This is a genomic window from Larkinella punicea (assembly GCF_003334855.1).
In the GTDB taxonomy this organism is placed as follows: domain Bacteria; phylum Bacteroidota; class Bacteroidia; order Cytophagales; family Spirosomataceae; genus Larkinella; species Larkinella punicea.
Genome location: NZ_QOWE01000015.1, coordinates 71,975 through 88,005, shown reverse-complemented (window position 1 = coordinate 88,005; position 16,031 = coordinate 71,975). Strand labels below are relative to the sequence as shown.

The window sequence follows — 16,031 nt, the reverse complement described above, 5'->3', positions numbered from 1 at the left end:
GTTCTGGTGCCGGTAACGTTACCAGCACCCAGAACTATGTTCAGAAGCTCATTCAGTTCGCCGAAACAAAGGCTGAGCCGGACAGAGAACACTAAAGCAGTTACAATTGATTCCCATTTCATTGTAGTTGTGGTTATTAAGTTAAATCTAAGGCGGTCTGAGAAATACTGTGAAGTATTTCTCTAAAATTAGTTGTGCGGGGAGGGCTAATGGTTCCGCCGACCAGGCCCAACCCTTTAACTGTGTATGTTAAATCAAGCTATAAAAATTTGGTCTGAAAAAGCTCAGCAGCTTCGCGCTAATAAGAAACGTGGTTACATCCATTTTGACCAAAAACCTAATTTAGTAAATGTATGTAAAGTAGTAAGTAATCCACAAGAGATTGCGGGCCATCACTTTTATCCTTTCATTGAAAAAATAATTCTTACCCCTCGTTATAAAAAGGATAAAGATTCCGGTGAGAGAAAAAAGGATACGAAAGAACGATCAGTAATGTATGCATCACACATGGACGCTCATATTTATTCCTATTACAATATTCTCTTAGAGCTTGCTTATGAGGAAAAAATAAAAGAAGAAGCCTACTCAAAATTTATTCTCGCTTATCGTAAATTCAAAGATGAATCTGGAAAAGGTAAATGTAATATCCATTTTGCTCATGAGTTATTTGAAGCAGTTAAAGAAAAAGGTGAATGCGTAATACTGGCCTTTGATATTAGTAATTTTTACACGAATTTAGATCATAAATTATTGTTAAAATCTTGGAAGGATATTTTAGGTGTAGATAATTTGCCGGAAGATCATTATAACGTTTTTAAATCTATTACCCGCTATTCTAAAGTATCAAGAAAGATCCTACATGAAGAGTTTAAAATTGAAGATAAACAAGAAAAAATAAAGAGACTTTGTACGGCTGAGCAATTTAGAGATGTAGTTAGAAAAAAAGGGTTTATAGTACCTAATAAAGAAGGTAAAGGTATACCACAAGGTGCACCAATGAGCGGTCTTCTTTCAAATTTATATATGCTAAATTTTGATAAAATGGCATATCAAGAAATTTTCGAAAAGCAAAATGGTTTGTATAGGCGCTATAGTGATGATATAATAGTTGTCTGTTCAACTCAACAGCAGAGAGAAATTGAAAATTGGATAAAATGCGAAATTTCTAATCAACTTAAGTTAGAAATTAATACTGATAAAACAGAAGTTACTTATATCAAGCTGTCGGATGATGGCTCTTTAAGGGCATTTAAAGATTTTGAAGGGAATATACGTAGAAACGCTCAATATTTAGGTTTTGAATTCAATGGTAAGAATTGCTTCATTCGATCATCTTCTCTAGCTCGCTATTATCGTAGAATGAAGATGAGGGTTAGAATGGCAAAGAAGAGAGCTGAGAGAACTACAGCGTTAAATAAAATCGTCTTTAAAAAGAAACTTTTAATAAGGAATAGCGATTATATATTTAAAATTCAACAGGGTAGTAATAAGGCTTCAAAGAGCAAATATTTAACTGCGAACTTTGTTACATATGCTCAAAAGGCTGCAAAATCTATGAAAGAAGATAAAATAAACAAACAGATTTCTCCTCATTTAAAGAAGCTTCATCAAGAGGTATTAAAAAAGATTATAAAGTGAAGATGTTTTTTCAAGCTTTAAAAAAACTATCAAGAGATCTTTAACTCTTCAGCCATCCAGCTTTCAACCCAGTTGATAACGTTTTCAGCCTCAGCTAAACCAGCTTCTGCTATACTAACGCTAGGATTGCCATCATAAGACATAGACAAATTCAACGTATAATAAGCTCCGACGAACGCATTCCGCAGCTTCTTATCGAAAGGGGCGAGTTGCTGTTTGTACCAATCCACATCCTTTCGTCCTTTGCCTTTCTTCCCTAGAAAACCATCCAAAGCTACTAAAACACCCGCGTAAGCGGTATGTCCAGCCATCTTGACGTATTTTGTATTCAGGTAGTAGCCATCTTCTTTGTTGGCTTTCTCCCGGAGAATATCTCTGGCTTCATCTAAGTAGCGTCTGGCTTCCTGTATGGTATTCATGCAAAGGAAAGTTTACAAATCCGCCACCACCGTCACCCCACCTTTCGTCTTCTCGCCAATCTTCACTTTCACCTCCGCATCCAGCGGCAGGAACAAATCGACGCGGGAACCGAACTTGATGAAACCGAGTTCGTGGCCCTGCTCAACCTGCTGCCCTTCTTTGGCATACCAGACAATCCGCCGGGCCAAGGCACCGGCAATCTGGCGGAGGAGAATTTCGGCGCCGTTTTTCGCCTTGATGACGACGGAAGTCCGCTCGTTTTCGGTGCTCGATTTCGGATGCCAGGCCACTAAGTATTTCCCGGGGTAATATTTTACGTATTTGACGGTGCCGGTGACGGGATGGAAATTGATGTGCACATTCAACGGTGACATAAAGATGGAGACCTGCCGACGTTGTCCTTTAAAGTATTCCGGTTCGTTCACTTCTTCGATTACCACCACCGTGCCGTCGCAGGGCGAAATGATGTGCTTGTCGTTCAGGGGCGTGGTTCGGCGCGGTTTCCGGAAAAATTGCAATACCAGGAAAAACAACACCAGACTAACAATGAGAATAAGTGTACTGGCGGTTTGGTTGCCAGTAAACAAGTAGAAGATGGATAAAATGTTGACTCCTAACAGAATCAGGGCTGTCCAGAACAAAATTTGATATCCTTCCTTGTGGATGGTCATACGATTGGAAAATCAGTTGCGTCTAAAAAGATGGGCTAGAGCGGTGAAGGTACGAAACAAACCGCATTGGCTCCAATTTGTTGGCGACATTCCATCCATATACCCATACGGTTTTCAGACTACATTTGGGGAGAGTTGAGGCCGCCACCAAACATAATCCGAAAACCGTATCTGCCTGCCAATCAATAGCCCCCCCGGAATTTGTAGGTGCTGGCTACCTTGTCGATGGCGACGATGTAAGCCGCCAGTCGCATCGAAACCTTGTACTTCTGCGATGTCTCGAACACGCGGTCGAAGGCATCTTTCATGTTGCGGTCGGCCCGGCGGTTGATCCGGTCAAGCGTCCATTTGTAGCCGATGCGGTTTTGCACCCACTCAAAATACGAAACCGTAACCCCCCCTGCATTGGCCAGAATATCGGGCACCACCATGATGCCTTTTTCGTTGATGATGTCGTCGGCACTCGCTGAGGTCGGACCGTTGGCGCCTTCCACGATCATTTTTGCCTGAATCGAATCCGCGTTTTCGGCCGTAATAACATCTTCTTTGGCCGCCGGTACCAGTACGTCGACCGGCAACGCCAGCAGTTCTTCGTTCGTGATGCGTTCGGCCCCATTGAATCCTTCGAGGGTGCCTTTGTTGGCGTTGCGGTAGGCGAGGGCCGCGCTGATGTCGATGCCCCGGTTATTGTAATACCCGCCCGTCACATCGCTGATTGCCATCACCGTTACACCCCGTTCGTGCAGCAACTCGGCCGCAAACGAACCGACATTGCCAAAACCCTGAATGGCCGCCGAAGACCGGTAGGGGTTCATCCGGAGTTTGTCCATCGCCGACAGCGCGGCTACGGTCACCCCGCGTCCGGTGGCTTCCGTCCGGCCCAGCGAACCGCCCAGCACGAGCGGTTTTCCGGTAACGACGGCATTGACGGTCATACCACGGGATTTCGAATATTCGTCCATGAGCCACGCCATTTCGCGCGGACCGGTTCCCATGTCGGGGGCCGGAATGTCGCGGTCGGGGCCGAAAACATCGAGCATGGCGACGGTATAGGCCCGAATCAATCGTTCAATTTCACCCGCCGACATTTCGCGCGGGTTGCAGGCAATACCGCCTTTGGCGCCACCGTAGGGAATATCGACCACGGCGCATTTCCAGGTCATCCAGGCGGCAAGAGCGCGAACTTCGTCGAGCGTAACGCCCGGATCGAGCCGAATACCGCCTTTCGACGGGCCGAGGATGGTGGAGTGAATGACGCGGTGACCTTCAAAAACCTTGATCGATCCGTTGTCCATCGTGATGGGCAAACCCACCATGACCTGACGTGCCGGAACCTTCAGGATGTAGTACATTTCTTCCGTAATACCCAGCATTTGCGCTGCGGCATCGAACCGCGACATCATGGATTCGAGCGGGTTTTCTTTATCTTTTATGGGGGCTGGTTCTATGTAAGCCATATTCCTATTTTTTTAGTTGGCAATTCTGATGTGGTGCCACAGCAAACTTACCAAAAAAGATAACGATGCATCTTAAGAACTATTTTTTCGTGATTTAATCTAATTTTCCGTTTCGAAATCATGTATTACGCCACCTGTTTTATACCAAACATCGTCATAAACAAGCCGTTCGATAACCAAATATTACTTGGTGTTTTCGGGTATTTACCGATGACTATTTTTTGAACTTTTTTTTAAACGGTAGGCTCTATTGATTGAAAAAGAATCAATAGAGTTGTAATTTTGTTATTTCATCGACGGAGAAATTTTCACCCACTTAACTAGCTGATCAGTACTATGGTTCAGGAAGACAAGAAAAGGTACTCGGAGGAGGAGCTAAAAGAGTTTGAGGTGCTGATTAGCCAGAAGTTAGAAGCATCCCGGAACGAGCTGAATTACATCAAGGAAACGCTGAGCAAGCGCAACGACAGTGGCACTGATAATACATCGGGCACTTCCAAATTGCTGGAAGACGGTGCCGACACCAGTGAGCGCGAAAACCTGAGTCAACTGGCGGCCCGTCAGCAGAAATTTATTCAGCAACTGGAATCGGCTTTGGTGCGGATCAAAAACGGAACCTACGGCATTTGCATCGATACCGGCCGGCTGATTCCGAAAGAACGGCTGCGCGCCGTTCCACACACCCAACAGACGATCGAAGCAAAACTGAAACGGACGTAGTTCTGCTCAACATACGTCAGGACAGAATCCCTCATACATCACCCGCTTCACGAATGAAGCGGTTTTTTTTTAATAGCGCTGATGACTATTCTGTATTTTTTCGTCCAATAAACAGACACTGCCTAAAAAACCGGTTCTCCCAGAAAATTTTCCAAACAAAATAGGCTATAATTGGTAACTACTAGAGCAGTCATTACTACCAAACCGCTATGTTAGAGAAATTAGAAGAAATCAGGGAAGGCATCTTTAAGTACCTGGAAGCGCGGATTGAGTTATTTAAGCTGGAAACGCGCAACCAGGTTGAAAACATTGCCCTGAATGCGGTACACGGCATTGTACTGGGTTTTTTAGCGACCATCACAACCATCTTTCTATTCTCACTATTAGCGGCTTATCTCAATGAAGTACTGGATAGTCGCTATCAGGGATTTCTGATTGTGGCCGGTTTTTTTCTGCTGCTGACGCTGATCTGGGCTTTTGCCAAAGGGCCGGTGGAGGGGATGCTGCGGAAGATGACCTACACGATGCTTAAAAATGCTCAGGAGAAAAAAGCGGAGGAACGGGCCGAAACCATCCAGGATTTGATGGATCAAACGCGGGAATCGCTCAACGAGAGTGGGCCGATGAAGGAATAAAACGTTTATTTACCCTCGAATACTAACTAAGTAGAGAGCTTTATCATAAGTCAATCCATTTTTTTACTAATTTTAGAACGCTCTTTTTTATGGATACGAATGTGCCCTTTTCAGATACCTCGGCCCGACGGGCTGAGTTGATGGAAGCCACCGAGCAGTATAAAAGTTCGATTGAGTCCAACGTCAAGGCACTAAAAGAGGATGCCGCAGAAGTCGGCAAAACCGTGGCGTTGGTGGCTGGAGTTTGTCTGGCCGTCTATGTGGTTGCCAGCATTGTGTTGCCAAAGTCTGATAAACCGGATCTGGAATACGATGATGACGACTACGAGGAGGCTGATGACTATGCCGGTGGCAGCACCCGGGCGCATGTGCGACGGGCCGCTAAAGCTGCAGAGGAAGCTCCTGCCCGATCGGCAATCGGTGGTGCTATCACCGGGATTGTGACGTCTATTCTGACGAATCTCGCCCGGCAGCAGGTTACTGATTTTATTTCGCGTTTACGTCAGAATAATGCAACCACACAACCAGAACCAGGCCAGTACCCGTAACGTATTAAATACCCTGAATAGCCGCAAGGAAACAGGGCAAAAGTCATTTGCCGTCTTGCTCGACCCGGATAAGATCGAGCAAGATTCGTTTAAGGACCTGCTGATTCGGAGTGTTGAAAACCGGGTTGACTTCTTTTTTGTGGGCGGTAGTCTGATTACCAACTTCATTCTCCGCGAAGTCATTGAAACCATTCGAACCTATACCCCTATTCCGGCGATTCTCTTCCCCGGTAATAGCCTTCATATTGAGCCCAGCGCCGATGCCATTCTGCTGCTTTCGCTGATTTCGGGCCGAAATCCGGAGTTTTTGATCGGTCAGCACGTGATTGCCGCTCCGCTTTTGAAGAAAAGTGGTCTGGAAATCCTGCCCACCGGCTATATGCTGGTCGATAGCGGGGTGCAAACCACCGTATCCTATATTAGCAACACAACGCCGTTGCCCCACGACAAACCGGGCGTTGCGGCCTGTACGGCGATGGCGGGCGAAATGCTCGGCCTGAAGTTGATTTACATGGACGCCGGCAGTGGAGCCCGTCGCCCGGTTTCACCGGAGATGATTGCCGCCGTACGCAGTTGCGTCGATACGCCCATCATTGTCGGGGGAGGAATCAATTCCGTAGAACGGGCTCAGGCGGCTCTGCAAGCCGGTGCCGATGTCATCGTTGTGGGCAACGGCATTGAGAAAAACCCGGATTTGCTACCGGAAATTGCGGCTGCGGTTCAGGAAATGAACCGGCAATTGGTATAGAGAAAGGGAAGAAAGGAGGAGGGGAAGAAAGGAGGAGGGGAAGAAAGGAAAAAGGGGTTTAAATCCCGCTCGTCCCTTCTTCCCCTCCTCCTTTCCTCCTTTTTTCCCTTTTTCCTTCTTTACACATTCATCAGTGACTCCCGACGGCGCATTTTACCGGCCGGAATCCCGAACATCATCTTGAACCGGCGGCAGAAATAGGCGGTATCTTTGTACCCCACTTCGGCGCCGATGGCCCGGATGCTTTTCTTCGACGTCCGGAGCAGCCCGACGGCGGCTTCCATCCGCTGGTATTCGATGTAATCCTGCGGATTGATCCCGGTCAACATTTTGAAATACTGCCCGACGTAATCTTCCGACACGTTGGCCACGTTGGCCAGTACCTTGTTCGACAGGTCTCCGCCCAGGTTGTCTTTGATGTAGGCGAAGATGTCGATCAGGCGCGGATCTTTGAAATACGTGCTGTTGGTCACCAACTGCTCGACGAACAGGCGGTTTTTCAGAATGTACCGAATGACTTCGATAACAATTTCTTCGGTCTTGATCTTGATGATCCGGCCTTTACCCGCCGTATCCAGCATTTCTTCAGCCAGAATCTGGTTGATCGTCTGCACCAGCGCATCTTCCCGTTTGATGATAAACGGCGGCACGTCGAGCGAGTTGAAGAAGTTCACCGAGTCGAACACCTTGGCTTCGAACGACACGTAGCCGAAGGAGTTTGGCATGTTGGCGATTTTCTGCGGATCGCGGTTGGCTTCAAAATATAGCTCCCGATGAATCATAAATTCTTCGTTGGAGACCGTTTTGGGTTGCGAAGCGTCGCCGTAGGTCACGGTAATGTGCTTGCCGCCCGGAATAAAAAGCATGTCGCCGGTTTCCACCTTCACTTTTTCTTCGCCGAACGATACCTCGCCGTTATACAGAACGGTCAACGTATTTTCGACATCGTAATAGTTTTTGATGGTTATGGGCTGTAAAATGCGGATGTTGCGGGCCTTGATGAACTTCACACCCAGCGATTCGATAATCTTATTATAGTCTTCCATATGGGGAAAGTGATGTATCTACATGATAATAATTGCAAAGTTGCACAAAACTAATAAATTGTACAAATCTAATACAACATTCGTTCTTGCGAAAAGATAAAAAAAATAGCGCGATACCAATAAAGTAGCGCGCGTGTTTTTTAAAAAAATTGTGCTAACGGTAAAAAAGTTCTATTTAAGCAGTTCCCGGGCGATTACTAATTTTTGGATTTCGGACGTACCTTCATAAATCTGGGTGATCTTGGCGTCTCGCATCAGCCGCTCCACGTGATACTCTTTTACGTAGCCATAACCGCCGTGAATCTGGACGGCTTCGGTGGTGGCCCACATCGCGACATCCGACGCAAACAGTTTGGCCATGGCCGCTGCCTGCACATAATCCTTGTGTTCGTCCTTCAAGCGGGCGGCTTTGTAGACCAGCAAGCGGGCGGCTTCGATTTTCGTCGCCATTTCGGCGAGTTTAAACTGAATGGCCTGATGCTCAAAGATTTTCTTTCCAAACGACTGTCGTTCCTGCGAATACGCCAACGCCAGCTCATAGGCACCGGACGCAATGCCGAGGGCCTGGGCGGCAATGCCGATGCGGCCGCCGTTCAGGGTTGACATGGCAAATTTGAAACCAAAACCGTCGTCGCCAATCCGGTTTTCTTTCGGCACGTGTACATCCGTAAACATCAGCGAATGGGTGTCAGACGCCCGGATGCCCATTTTATCTTCTTTTTTCCCGACGACGAAACCGTCCAGCCCTTTTTCGACAATCAGGCAATTAATGCCCCGGTGTTTTTTTTCTACATCGGTTTGCGCCATCACCAGGTAAGCACCCGCCGAACCGCCGTTGGTAATCCAGTTTTTGGTGCCGTTCAGAATATAATGACCACCGTGGTCGATCGCCGTGGTGTGTTGGGACGTTGCATCCGACCCCGCTTCCGGTTCCGAAAGGCAAAATGCCCCGATGATTTCGCCCGCAGCCAGCCGCGTCAGGTATTTCTGTTTTTGTTCTTCCGTGCCGAAGGCTTCCAATCCCCAGCAAACCAGCGAGTTATTGACCGACATAACAACGGAACACGAGGCATCGACTTTGGAAATTTCTTCCATCGCAATTACGTACGAAACCGTATCCATCCCGCCACCGCCGTAGTCGGGCGACACCATCATGCCCAGAAATCCCAGCTCGCCCATGCGCCGAACCTGTTCGGTGGGAAATTTGGCGGCCGTGTCGCGCTCGATCACGCCGGGCAGCAGTTCGGTCTGCGCAAAATCCCGGGCGGCTTCCTGCACGGCCAGGTGTTCTTCAGTCAGGTTAAAATTCAGTCCGGATAGGTCGAGTGTGGAGGATGACATGTTGTGAAGTGGTTAAATATATAATCTCTGTTTTTCTGTCTGGATTCACCCCTAAATCCCCTAAAGGGGACTTTTGAATCTGGAAATTCTGTGTCCAAGTCCCCTTTAGGGGATTTAGGGGTGAAAGTTTTTTGGCGTAATGACTAATTTTCCCATCACCTGGCGGTTCATCATTTCAGTTAGCGCCTGCGGTACTTTATCGAGCGGGTATTCCGCCTGGATGTGGGGCTTCATCTGTCCCTGTTCATAAAACGCCAATAACTCCTGAACATTTTTAAAATTGTCTTTCGGTTGTTTTTCGGCAAACGCGCCCCAGAACACGCCAACCACCGAACAGCCTTTCAGGAGAGGCAAATTGAGCGGAATAGCCGGAATCTGACCAGCCGCAAAGCCCACGACCAGATACCGCCCGCGCCAACTGACGGAGCGCAAAGCCGCTTCGGTGAGGCTACCACCAACAGGATCATACACGACATCGACGCCGGGGCCGCCGGTAATTTCCTTAAGTCGTTCGCGGAGGCCTTCGCGGCTGTAGTTGATGGTATCGCTCGCGCCGGTTTGGCGGCAGAGCTCCAGCTTTTCGTCGGTCGAAGCGGCCGCAATCACCTTTGCGCCCATGATCCGGCCCAGTTCAACGGCGGCCAGGCCAACCCCCCCGGCGGCTCCCAGCACCAGCAGGGTTTCGCCGGGTTGGAGGTTGGCCCGGTCTTTCAGCGCGTGGTATGACGTGCCGTAGGTGTACATGAGCGAGGCCGCCGTGACAAAATCCATGTCCGGCGGAATCGGAAAGGTCTTGAAACCGTCGGCCAGCACCTCTTCGGCAAAACCGCCCCAGCCGGTGAGTGCAAAGACGTTATCACCCGGTTTCAGGTGCGTGATGCCTTCGCCCACTTCTTTGACCACCCCGGCCACTTCGCCACCGGGCGAGAACGGAAACGGTGGCTTGAACTGGTATTTCCCCTGAATCATCAGGGTGTCGGGAAAGTTCACCCCGCAGGCTTTCATCTGAATTACCAACTTGCCCGGGGATGCTTTCGGCGACGCGGTTTCTTCCACAGTCAGGGTTTCGGGCGGGCCATACTGATGGCAGAGGACGGCTTTCATGGGTTATATCTAGTTAAAAACGACAATCAAAACCGCCCCGGTCACCATAATAACCGCGCCGATGAGTTTCTGGACGATGTTCTGTTCTTTAAAAAACTGGTAGCCAAACAGGACGTTGAGCAGGGCCGAGGTTTGGAACAGGGCGAGTACATACCCAACCTGCATGCCACCAAACGCCGTATTGGTCGAAAACTGCATCAGTCCCGTTGCAACAAACAGCGCGGCATAGGTCCCTTTGTAGGTAGAAAAGACCCGGATCTGTTCGTTCCAGCGACTGCGCAACGTCAGCAGTACCCAACCGAAGGAGAACAGAAAACCGAGCACGCACCAGAGCACGAAGGTGGTCATGGGCGTGGACAAGAGCATGGCGCGTTTGATGAAAACCGCTTCGATGGCGGAGCAAACCAGTGCGATCAGGCGAAACTGAATTTCCGGTTTTTTCAGAATGTCCAGCGAGAAACCGCGTCTGCGCTGGCCGGAACCCAAAACCACGTAACTCCCGGCAACAATCAGCAGAACGCCCACCACACCCATCCAACTGGGTATTTCGTTGAGTAACAGAATGCCGAGCACCAGGCTGACGACGGATTTGTAGGCATTGACCGGGCCGAGAACGGATAACTCGCCGGTTCGGATGGCTTTGATCAGGAGAACATTTCCCAGGACGCCGATCAGGTTGAAAACGAGCACATCCCACCAGAATGCGGGGGGTAGCTCGGCCAACTCCAGTTCAGACCAGAACGGGATTGTTAATATGCTCAAAAAGCCATAGGTTGCGGAGGAGACAAACAGGGGTTCGGCAGCGCGTTGGGTGAGTTGTTTCTGGAAAACATTCGATAAAGGGCTCGATACAATGCGAACAAGAATGGCAACGGTAGTTAAAGTAAGGGCGAATAACAACATCATAATCGGATCTACAAATCAGGCTTTCAAGCTGCGTTTCCGGCTTTTTATCGGTTTTTGGTTACTGACTTCCCAACTCTGGGCGCAGAAAAAAATCGTGATCACCGTCGATGATCTGCCGGGGGTGACCAGCTATTACCGAACCCCCGACGGTCGGCTGATCATGAATCAAAAACTGGTCCGGCATTTTCAGACGCACCGTGTGCCGGCCATCGGGTTTGTGGTTTCTCAGTGGTTATACCGCAATGGTGCTCCCGATCCAAATCAGGTCAATGTACTAAAATTGTGGCTCGATGCCGGGCTGGAACTCGGAAATCATACGTTTTCGCACAAAGACTACACGGTTATTACGATCCCGGACTACCTGGACGAAGTAATGGGCGGGGAGAAAATCGTCAAACCACTGGTGGAACAACGCGGAAAACCGTTCCGGTTTTTTCGGCATCCGTTCCTCCGCAAGGGAGAAACGCCCGCTAAAAAAGATTCCCTGGAGCGGTTTCTTGTGCAACACAACTACCGTGAAGCTCCTGTAACAGTCGATAATTATGATTTTCTGTTTTCCCACGCCTACGACAATGCACTATTGAAAGGCGATACCGCGTCGGCGGCCGAGGTCGGTCGGCAGTATCTGGACTACATGACGGCCTATGTTCGCTACTACGAAGCGCAGTCGGATTCGCTTTTTGGCCGACCCATTCCGCAGACGCTGTTGACGCACGCCAACACGATCAATGCGGTTTATATGGGCGATTTACTGAAACGGCTGAGTCAGAGCGGTTACACCTTTATTTCGCTGGAAGAAGCCCTGAACGACGGAGCCTACCGTTCGAAAGATGGTTACATTGGCAAAGGCGGGATTTCGTGGATGCACCGCTGGGCGCTGACGCAGGGCAAAAAAGGCGCGTTTTTCAAAGGTGAACCAGAAGTCCCGGCGATGGTGACCAAGCTAGCCGAGGAAAAGTAGCTGGAACAATTCATGTTCCATCCGTTCCGATTCATCCGGACATCCTGACTTTCCCACCAGAACGGCTTTGTTTTGCCGGCGGCTTTCCACCACCTTTGGACCACCATGCGTACCCTGATCCGATCCCTCCGCGAACACCTGAAAGCCGACTTTCGCGCCGACTTATATGCCGCAGCCGCTGTGTTTCTGGCGGTTTGCATCAGCATCAATTATTACCTGGATTTTGAGGATAGTTACATCGACGCGTATCGGGGCGAAAACATCCGGATTCTGTTCTATTTTCTGCTGTATGCGTTTGCCTATTATTCCGGGGTGTGGTTATGGACGCGCTTTCACCAGCGGCTGGACATCTGGCGACGGCGGGATTTCTGGGTGTATAGTCTGACGGGTCTGACGATCTATAGCTGGTACGCCGGTTTTTACGGATTCAATGACTGGAGTCACACGGTTTTTGACGGTCAGATTTACCAGTTTGCGTTCTATTGCCTGCGCAACTGGCAGTCGCTGCTGACGGTTTTGTTGCCACTGATTTTATTTTACAACTTCGTCGAAAAAGAATCGAACGGGTTTTACGGCATGCGGCCGAAGTGGAAAGGGCTGAAAATTTACTTCGTTCTGCTGTTGTGTATGGTGCCGTTGATTACCTACGCATCTTTCCAGCCGTCTTTTCTGGAATCGTATCCAACCTACCGCGACACCAACGCCAACGAGTTTTTCAACGTGCCGGAATGGGTAACGGCTTTGGTGTATGAACTGGCCTACGGCTGGGATTTTGTACCGACGGAGTTGATGTTTCGCGGTTTTCTGGTGATCGGCATGGCGCGGATTTTGGGCCGGGGCGCGGTTTTCCCAATGGTGATTACGTATGCCTTCATTCACTTCGGAAAACCGCCTGGCGAAACGGTCAGCTCCATTTTTGGCGGCTACATTCTGGGCGTCATTGCGCTCCAAACCCGCAGCATCTGGGGCGGTATTATCATTCACCTGGGCGTGGCCTGGCTCATGGAACTGACCGCTTTTTTGCAGTTGGGGTTGGGGAAATAAGCCCGGTTTCTTGCGATTTGGCCTGTTTCCACGAAATTGCCATCCATGAAATATCTTCTTCTGTTCCTGTTTCTCCTTTCGTATCCACTCTACAGCCAGTCGAATGGGGTCGGATTGGGGCCGTTTCGAATTGGGATCATGACGCCAGATTCTTTGCACCAGCCCAGTTTTCAGGAACAGGAGCTGGTGGTCGTCAAGGGAACGCTTGCCCTGCCCTGCACGAATATTCGCGTTTTCAAAGCTGATACTGTTGAATTGCAGGGAATTACGATTGCTGCGTTATTTCTGGTCTTTCACGAAAACCGCCTGTATCGGATTACCTGCGAGTTCGATGAGCCGTTGCAAACGGTTTTCGTTGCGCAATACGGCAAAGGCCAAAAGAGACCGACCAGGCGCCTTGCCTTGTGCGACCAGCGCAATGCGAAGCGCCTGGTTCTGGAGAGCGAAAGCTGGCAACTGGGTGATTGCGTGGCCCTGGCGATTCGTGCTGTAGGAACCAATGCCCGTTGTGAGCCGGAGCAAACGTCCCGTTTGACCATCGCCCGTCCGTCCGTCGCTGCCATCACATCGGAATGCGATCTGGAGCATCTGGATGCTTATTTTGAGGGAATTGGGGTGAAATATTAGACCGGAAAGGGATCTGCCGTCATTCCCCCGACAACGGCACCAGTTTCGCCGACAAATCCGGAGTTTTCATCGCGGCATCGAAGGGAAACATCGGTCGTTTGATCCGTTTGTAGGGTAATCGCGCCAAATCCTGATCGACACCGCCGGGTGTCAGCGCCATGATCCAGTCGGCCTGCATAGCATACAGTTCCGGTTCGAGATAACCGATTTTGACGACGACAATGTCCGATTGGCGGGGATTCAGGCCTAAGCGGGTGAAGTCGATTTCCTTGTGATACGGTTTTCGTTTTTGGGTAACGATGACATGCACGCTGCCTACTTTCACGACCACCTCAACTTCTGCGTTGATATCGCCTTTTACAATGGCTTCGACGGTGCCCTTCAGCGGAACCGGTGGCGCAAACCGGGCATCTACCCGCGCACCCGCAACGCCTTCTACCTGTCCACCAATGCCCGCAGCCATCGCCTTTTTCACCAGTTCCGGATCGGGAATCGACGCGTAGATCAATGACGGGCCATCCGCCCGCTGAAATTCCGGACGCTTCAGAATCTGCGTAAGCGTCCAGGTGACATCACCCGCACCACCCGCCGTCGGGTTGTCGCCGGTATCGCTGATGAAAAAAGGATGCTTCTGACTGACCAGGGCTTTGGCTAGAACGTCTTCCAGTTTACCCGTCGGGGCAACGAAATCGAATTGATTCCGGACTTTCCAGAACGCCTGCGCCAGTTTCTCGGCCGTTTGAATAACCTTGGTTTTGTCATCACCGACCGACATCACCACGGCATGGTTACGGGGTTCATCCGCCCAGGCATAACCAATCCAGATGGCCGCATCGACAATGCCAGTCTGGTGGTCGGCCAGGGGAGCCACCTGTTGATACAGACTTTTGCCGGGTTCGATGCGCGTACTCGTTTTTTCGCCCGGCAACAAAATCGGGATCGGAATCCAGGCTTTGTAGGCCGGTTTTCCCTTGCCGCTTTTGATGCGCTCCAGCAGGTTGACCACGGCCCGTTCTTTGGTTTGCATGGCGTCCTCGTGCGGAGCCATCCGGTAACAGGTCATCAAATCCGTATTTTGGGCGAGCCGCCACGACACGTTGCCGTGCAAATCCATCGACGTAGAAATGAGGGTTTTATAGCCGATTACTTTGCGGATTCGGGTAATGAAATCGCCTTCAGGGTCATCCAGCCCCTTGACGCTCATGGCTCCGTGAATATCAAAATACAACCCGTCGTAGGGGCCGTATTTTTTGAGCGAATCCAGCGTTTTGCTGACCAGCGATTCGTAGGCTTCCCGCGTCACGGCTCCGCCCGGCAGCGATTTGCCGACGATGGTGGGAACCCAAACCGCCTGTTTGCGCAGGGGCGAAATCGGCATCATAAACGGGTAAGCGTTGTAGATCTCCCCGCCGTAGCGGGCGTGAAAAGCTTCTTCGTGGGTAACCGCCGGAGAAAACGTGCTGGATTCGATGCCTAACCCGGCGATGGCGATGCGGGGCAACTTCGGTGCACCAGTGTTGTTGGTCGGTTGGGCAAACGCGGCCTGAGCCACCAAAAGCCAAACTGCCACGAAGAAGAGTTGTTTCATAGTTACAAGTTAAAGCATTTCGCCCATCTTTAAAATTTCTGGCTGAATCTGTCTTTTAGCTACTATAAATTCAACCTGTCGTTCAATTTTCTGGCACGATATGAGCCGTTTTTACTATTTTTAGAAGGTAGCTGACTGCGATAAACCGACGATCATGGCAAAAAATAAAACAACGGAAACCGAGCATAGCGTATCCGCTTATCTGAATGCGATTGCACATGAGAAACGACGCAGCGATTGCACGGAACTGGTTGCCTTCATCACCGCACAAACCGAGCTTGAACCTAAAATGTGGGGCGCGGGCATCGTCGGATTCGGTAGTTACCATTACAAATATGAGAGCGGACATGAAGGTGACGCCCCGCTGATTGGGCTTGCTTCCCGTGCCAATGCCATTACCTTGTACATGGCTTCCGATTTCGACCAGAAAGAGCCATTGTTACAACGATTCGGCAAGCACAAAACCGGGAAAGGCTGCATTTACATCCAAAAACTGGAGGATATTGACACGGAAGTCCTGGGCCAAATGGTGCAGAATTCGGTGAAATACCTGAAAGATCGGTATCAAACCACCTGA

17 protein-coding genes are annotated in these 16,031 nt (G+C 49.7%); 9 read left to right on the top strand and 8 right to left on the bottom strand.

Annotation, left to right across the window (positions count from 1 at the left end; all coding sequences use genetic code 11):
* Positions 1-246: 246 nt before the first annotated feature.
* Positions 247-1,638, top strand: a complete 1,392-nt coding sequence (drt2, locus tag DUE52_RS18530) for an antiviral reverse transcriptase Drt2 (RefSeq protein WP_114407526.1) — start codon at positions 247-249, stop codon at positions 1,636-1,638.
* Positions 1,639-1,667: 29 nt separating this feature from the next.
* On the opposite strand, the gene DUE52_RS18525 is transcribed toward drt2, so the two are convergent.
* From DUE52_RS18525 to DUE52_RS18515, 3 genes are all read right to left on the bottom strand, one after another.
* Positions 1,668-2,057 carry a DUF5618 family protein gene (locus tag DUE52_RS18525; RefSeq protein WP_114407525.1) on the bottom strand — a complete coding sequence of 130 codons (390 nt, stop codon included), beginning with the start codon at positions 2,055-2,057 and terminating at the stop codon, positions 1,668-1,670.
* A 12-nt stretch (positions 2,058-2,069) separates the two neighbouring features.
* Entirely contained in the window at positions 2,070-2,729 is a 660-nt protein-coding gene (locus DUE52_RS18520; RefSeq protein WP_114407524.1) for a phosphatidylserine decarboxylase family protein, read from the bottom strand.
* A gap of 182 nt (positions 2,730-2,911) precedes the next feature.
* On the bottom strand, positions 2,912-4,186 hold the full coding sequence (locus DUE52_RS18515; RefSeq protein WP_170315702.1) for a Glu/Leu/Phe/Val family dehydrogenase: 1,275 nt from the start codon (positions 4,184-4,186) through the stop codon (positions 2,912-2,914).
* A gap of 336 nt (positions 4,187-4,522) precedes the next feature.
* On the opposite strand from DUE52_RS18515, the gene DUE52_RS18510 reads away from it, so the two are divergent.
* The 4 genes from DUE52_RS18510 to DUE52_RS18495 all read left to right on the top strand — a co-directional run bounded on the left by DUE52_RS18510 (position 4,523) and on the right by DUE52_RS18495 (position 6,837).
* Complete coding sequence (locus DUE52_RS18510; RefSeq protein ID WP_114407523.1) at positions 4,523-4,906, top strand: TraR/DksA family transcriptional regulator; 384 nt, start codon at positions 4,523-4,525, stop codon at positions 4,904-4,906.
* Positions 4,907-5,115: 209 nt separating this feature from the next.
* On the top strand, positions 5,116-5,541 hold the full coding sequence (locus DUE52_RS18505; RefSeq protein WP_114407522.1) for a phage holin family protein: 426 nt from the start codon (positions 5,116-5,118) through the stop codon (positions 5,539-5,541).
* Between the two features lie 89 nt (positions 5,542-5,630).
* Positions 5,631-6,089 carry a hypothetical protein gene (locus DUE52_RS18500; RefSeq protein ID WP_114407521.1) on the top strand — a complete coding sequence of 153 codons (459 nt, stop codon included), beginning with the start codon at positions 5,631-5,633 and terminating at the stop codon, positions 6,087-6,089.
* Positions 6,052-6,837: a phosphoglycerol geranylgeranyltransferase gene (locus tag DUE52_RS18495; RefSeq protein ID WP_114407520.1), complete on the top strand. Its 786-nt coding sequence runs from the start codon at positions 6,052-6,054 to the stop codon at positions 6,835-6,837. The genes DUE52_RS18500 and DUE52_RS18495 overlap by 38 nt, the downstream gene beginning before the upstream one ends.
* A 119-nt stretch (positions 6,838-6,956) precedes the next feature.
* Here DUE52_RS18495 and DUE52_RS18490 read toward each other — a convergent pair whose 3' ends face one another.
* The 4 genes from DUE52_RS18490 to DUE52_RS18475 form a co-directional block, all read right to left on the bottom strand.
* Positions 6,957-7,883 (bottom strand): AraC family transcriptional regulator, encoded by a 927-nt coding sequence (locus tag DUE52_RS18490; protein WP_114407519.1) that lies wholly within the window; start codon positions 7,881-7,883, stop codon positions 6,957-6,959.
* Between the two features lie 171 nt (positions 7,884-8,054).
* Positions 8,055-9,194, bottom strand: a complete 1,140-nt coding sequence (locus DUE52_RS18485; protein WP_170315704.1) for an acyl-CoA dehydrogenase — start codon at positions 9,192-9,194, stop codon at positions 8,055-8,057.
* Between the two features lie 144 nt (positions 9,195-9,338).
* On the bottom strand, positions 9,339-10,328 hold the full coding sequence (locus tag DUE52_RS18480) for an NADPH:quinone oxidoreductase family protein (protein ID WP_114407517.1): 990 nt from the start codon (positions 10,326-10,328) through the stop codon (positions 9,339-9,341).
* Positions 10,329-10,337: 9 nt separating this feature from the next.
* The gene (locus DUE52_RS18475; protein WP_114407516.1) at positions 10,338-11,231 is read right to left on the bottom strand and encodes a DMT family transporter; all 894 of its coding nucleotides are present in this window, start codon (positions 11,229-11,231) and stop codon (positions 10,338-10,340) included.
* Here DUE52_RS18475 and DUE52_RS18470 point away from each other — a divergent pair.
* From DUE52_RS18470 to DUE52_RS18460, 3 genes are all read left to right on the top strand, one after another.
* A complete protein-coding gene (locus tag DUE52_RS18470) occupies positions 11,194-12,195 on the top strand; it encodes a polysaccharide deacetylase family protein (protein ID WP_114407515.1) in 1,002 nt (333 codons plus the stop codon). The genes DUE52_RS18475 and DUE52_RS18470 overlap by 38 nt on opposite strands.
* Positions 12,196-12,300: 105 nt before the next feature.
* Positions 12,301-13,239: a CPBP family intramembrane glutamic endopeptidase gene (locus DUE52_RS18465; protein WP_114407613.1), complete on the top strand. Its 939-nt coding sequence runs from the start codon at positions 12,301-12,303 to the stop codon at positions 13,237-13,239.
* 45 nt (positions 13,240-13,284) lie between these two features.
* Entirely contained in the window at positions 13,285-13,866 is a 582-nt protein-coding gene (locus DUE52_RS18460; RefSeq protein ID WP_114407514.1) for a hypothetical protein, read from the top strand.
* Positions 13,867-13,885: 19 nt separating this feature from the next.
* Here the strand turns inward: DUE52_RS18460 and DUE52_RS18455 are convergent, their stop codons facing one another.
* Positions 13,886-15,454 carry a M81 family metallopeptidase gene (locus tag DUE52_RS18455; protein ID WP_114407513.1) on the bottom strand — a complete coding sequence of 523 codons (1,569 nt, stop codon included), beginning with the start codon at positions 15,452-15,454 and terminating at the stop codon, positions 13,886-13,888.
* Between the two features lie 154 nt (positions 15,455-15,608).
* Between DUE52_RS18455 and DUE52_RS18450 the strand changes: the two genes are divergently transcribed.
* Positions 15,609-16,031: a DUF1801 domain-containing protein gene (locus DUE52_RS18450; protein ID WP_114407512.1), complete on the top strand. Its 423-nt coding sequence runs from the start codon at positions 15,609-15,611 to the stop codon at positions 16,029-16,031.

What these genes read in the sequence shown, in the direction of transcription:
- drt2 (WP_114407526.1), top strand. Translation starts at nt 247, where the DNA reads ATGTTAAATCAAGCTATAAAAATTTGGTCTGAAAAAGCTCAGCAGCTT.
- DUE52_RS18525 (WP_114407525.1), bottom strand. Translation starts at nt 2,057, where the DNA reads ATGAATACCATACAGGAAGCCAGACGCTACTTAGATGAAGCCAGAGAT.
- DUE52_RS18520 (WP_114407524.1), bottom strand. Translation starts at nt 2,729, where the DNA reads ATGACCATCCACAAGGAAGGATATCAAATTTTGTTCTGGACAGCCCTG.
- DUE52_RS18515 (WP_170315702.1), bottom strand. Translation starts at nt 4,186, where the DNA reads ATGGCTTACATAGAACCAGCCCCCATAAAAGATAAAGAAAACCCGCTC.
- DUE52_RS18510 (WP_114407523.1), top strand. Translation starts at nt 4,523, where the DNA reads ATGGTTCAGGAAGACAAGAAAAGGTACTCGGAGGAGGAGCTAAAAGAG.
- DUE52_RS18505 (WP_114407522.1), top strand. Translation starts at nt 5,116, where the DNA reads ATGTTAGAGAAATTAGAAGAAATCAGGGAAGGCATCTTTAAGTACCTG.
- DUE52_RS18500 (WP_114407521.1), top strand. Translation starts at nt 5,631, where the DNA reads ATGGATACGAATGTGCCCTTTTCAGATACCTCGGCCCGACGGGCTGAG.
- DUE52_RS18495 (WP_114407520.1), top strand. Translation starts at nt 6,052, where the DNA reads ATGCAACCACACAACCAGAACCAGGCCAGTACCCGTAACGTATTAAAT.
- DUE52_RS18490 (WP_114407519.1), bottom strand. Translation starts at nt 7,883, where the DNA reads ATGGAAGACTATAATAAGATTATCGAATCGCTGGGTGTGAAGTTCATC.
- DUE52_RS18480 (WP_114407517.1), bottom strand. Translation starts at nt 10,328, where the DNA reads ATGAAAGCCGTCCTCTGCCATCAGTATGGCCCGCCCGAAACCCTGACT.
- DUE52_RS18470 (WP_114407515.1), top strand. Translation starts at nt 11,194, where the DNA reads ATGGCAACGGTAGTTAAAGTAAGGGCGAATAACAACATCATAATCGGA.
- DUE52_RS18475 (WP_114407516.1), bottom strand. Translation starts at nt 11,231, where the DNA reads ATGTTGTTATTCGCCCTTACTTTAACTACCGTTGCCATTCTTGTTCGC.
- DUE52_RS18465 (WP_114407613.1), top strand. Translation starts at nt 12,301, where the DNA reads ATGCGTACCCTGATCCGATCCCTCCGCGAACACCTGAAAGCCGACTTT.
- DUE52_RS18460 (WP_114407514.1), top strand. Translation starts at nt 13,285, where the DNA reads ATGAAATATCTTCTTCTGTTCCTGTTTCTCCTTTCGTATCCACTCTAC.
- DUE52_RS18455 (WP_114407513.1), bottom strand. Translation starts at nt 15,454, where the DNA reads ATGAAACAACTCTTCTTCGTGGCAGTTTGGCTTTTGGTGGCTCAGGCC.
- DUE52_RS18450 (WP_114407512.1), top strand. Translation starts at nt 15,609, where the DNA reads ATGGCAAAAAATAAAACAACGGAAACCGAGCATAGCGTATCCGCTTAT.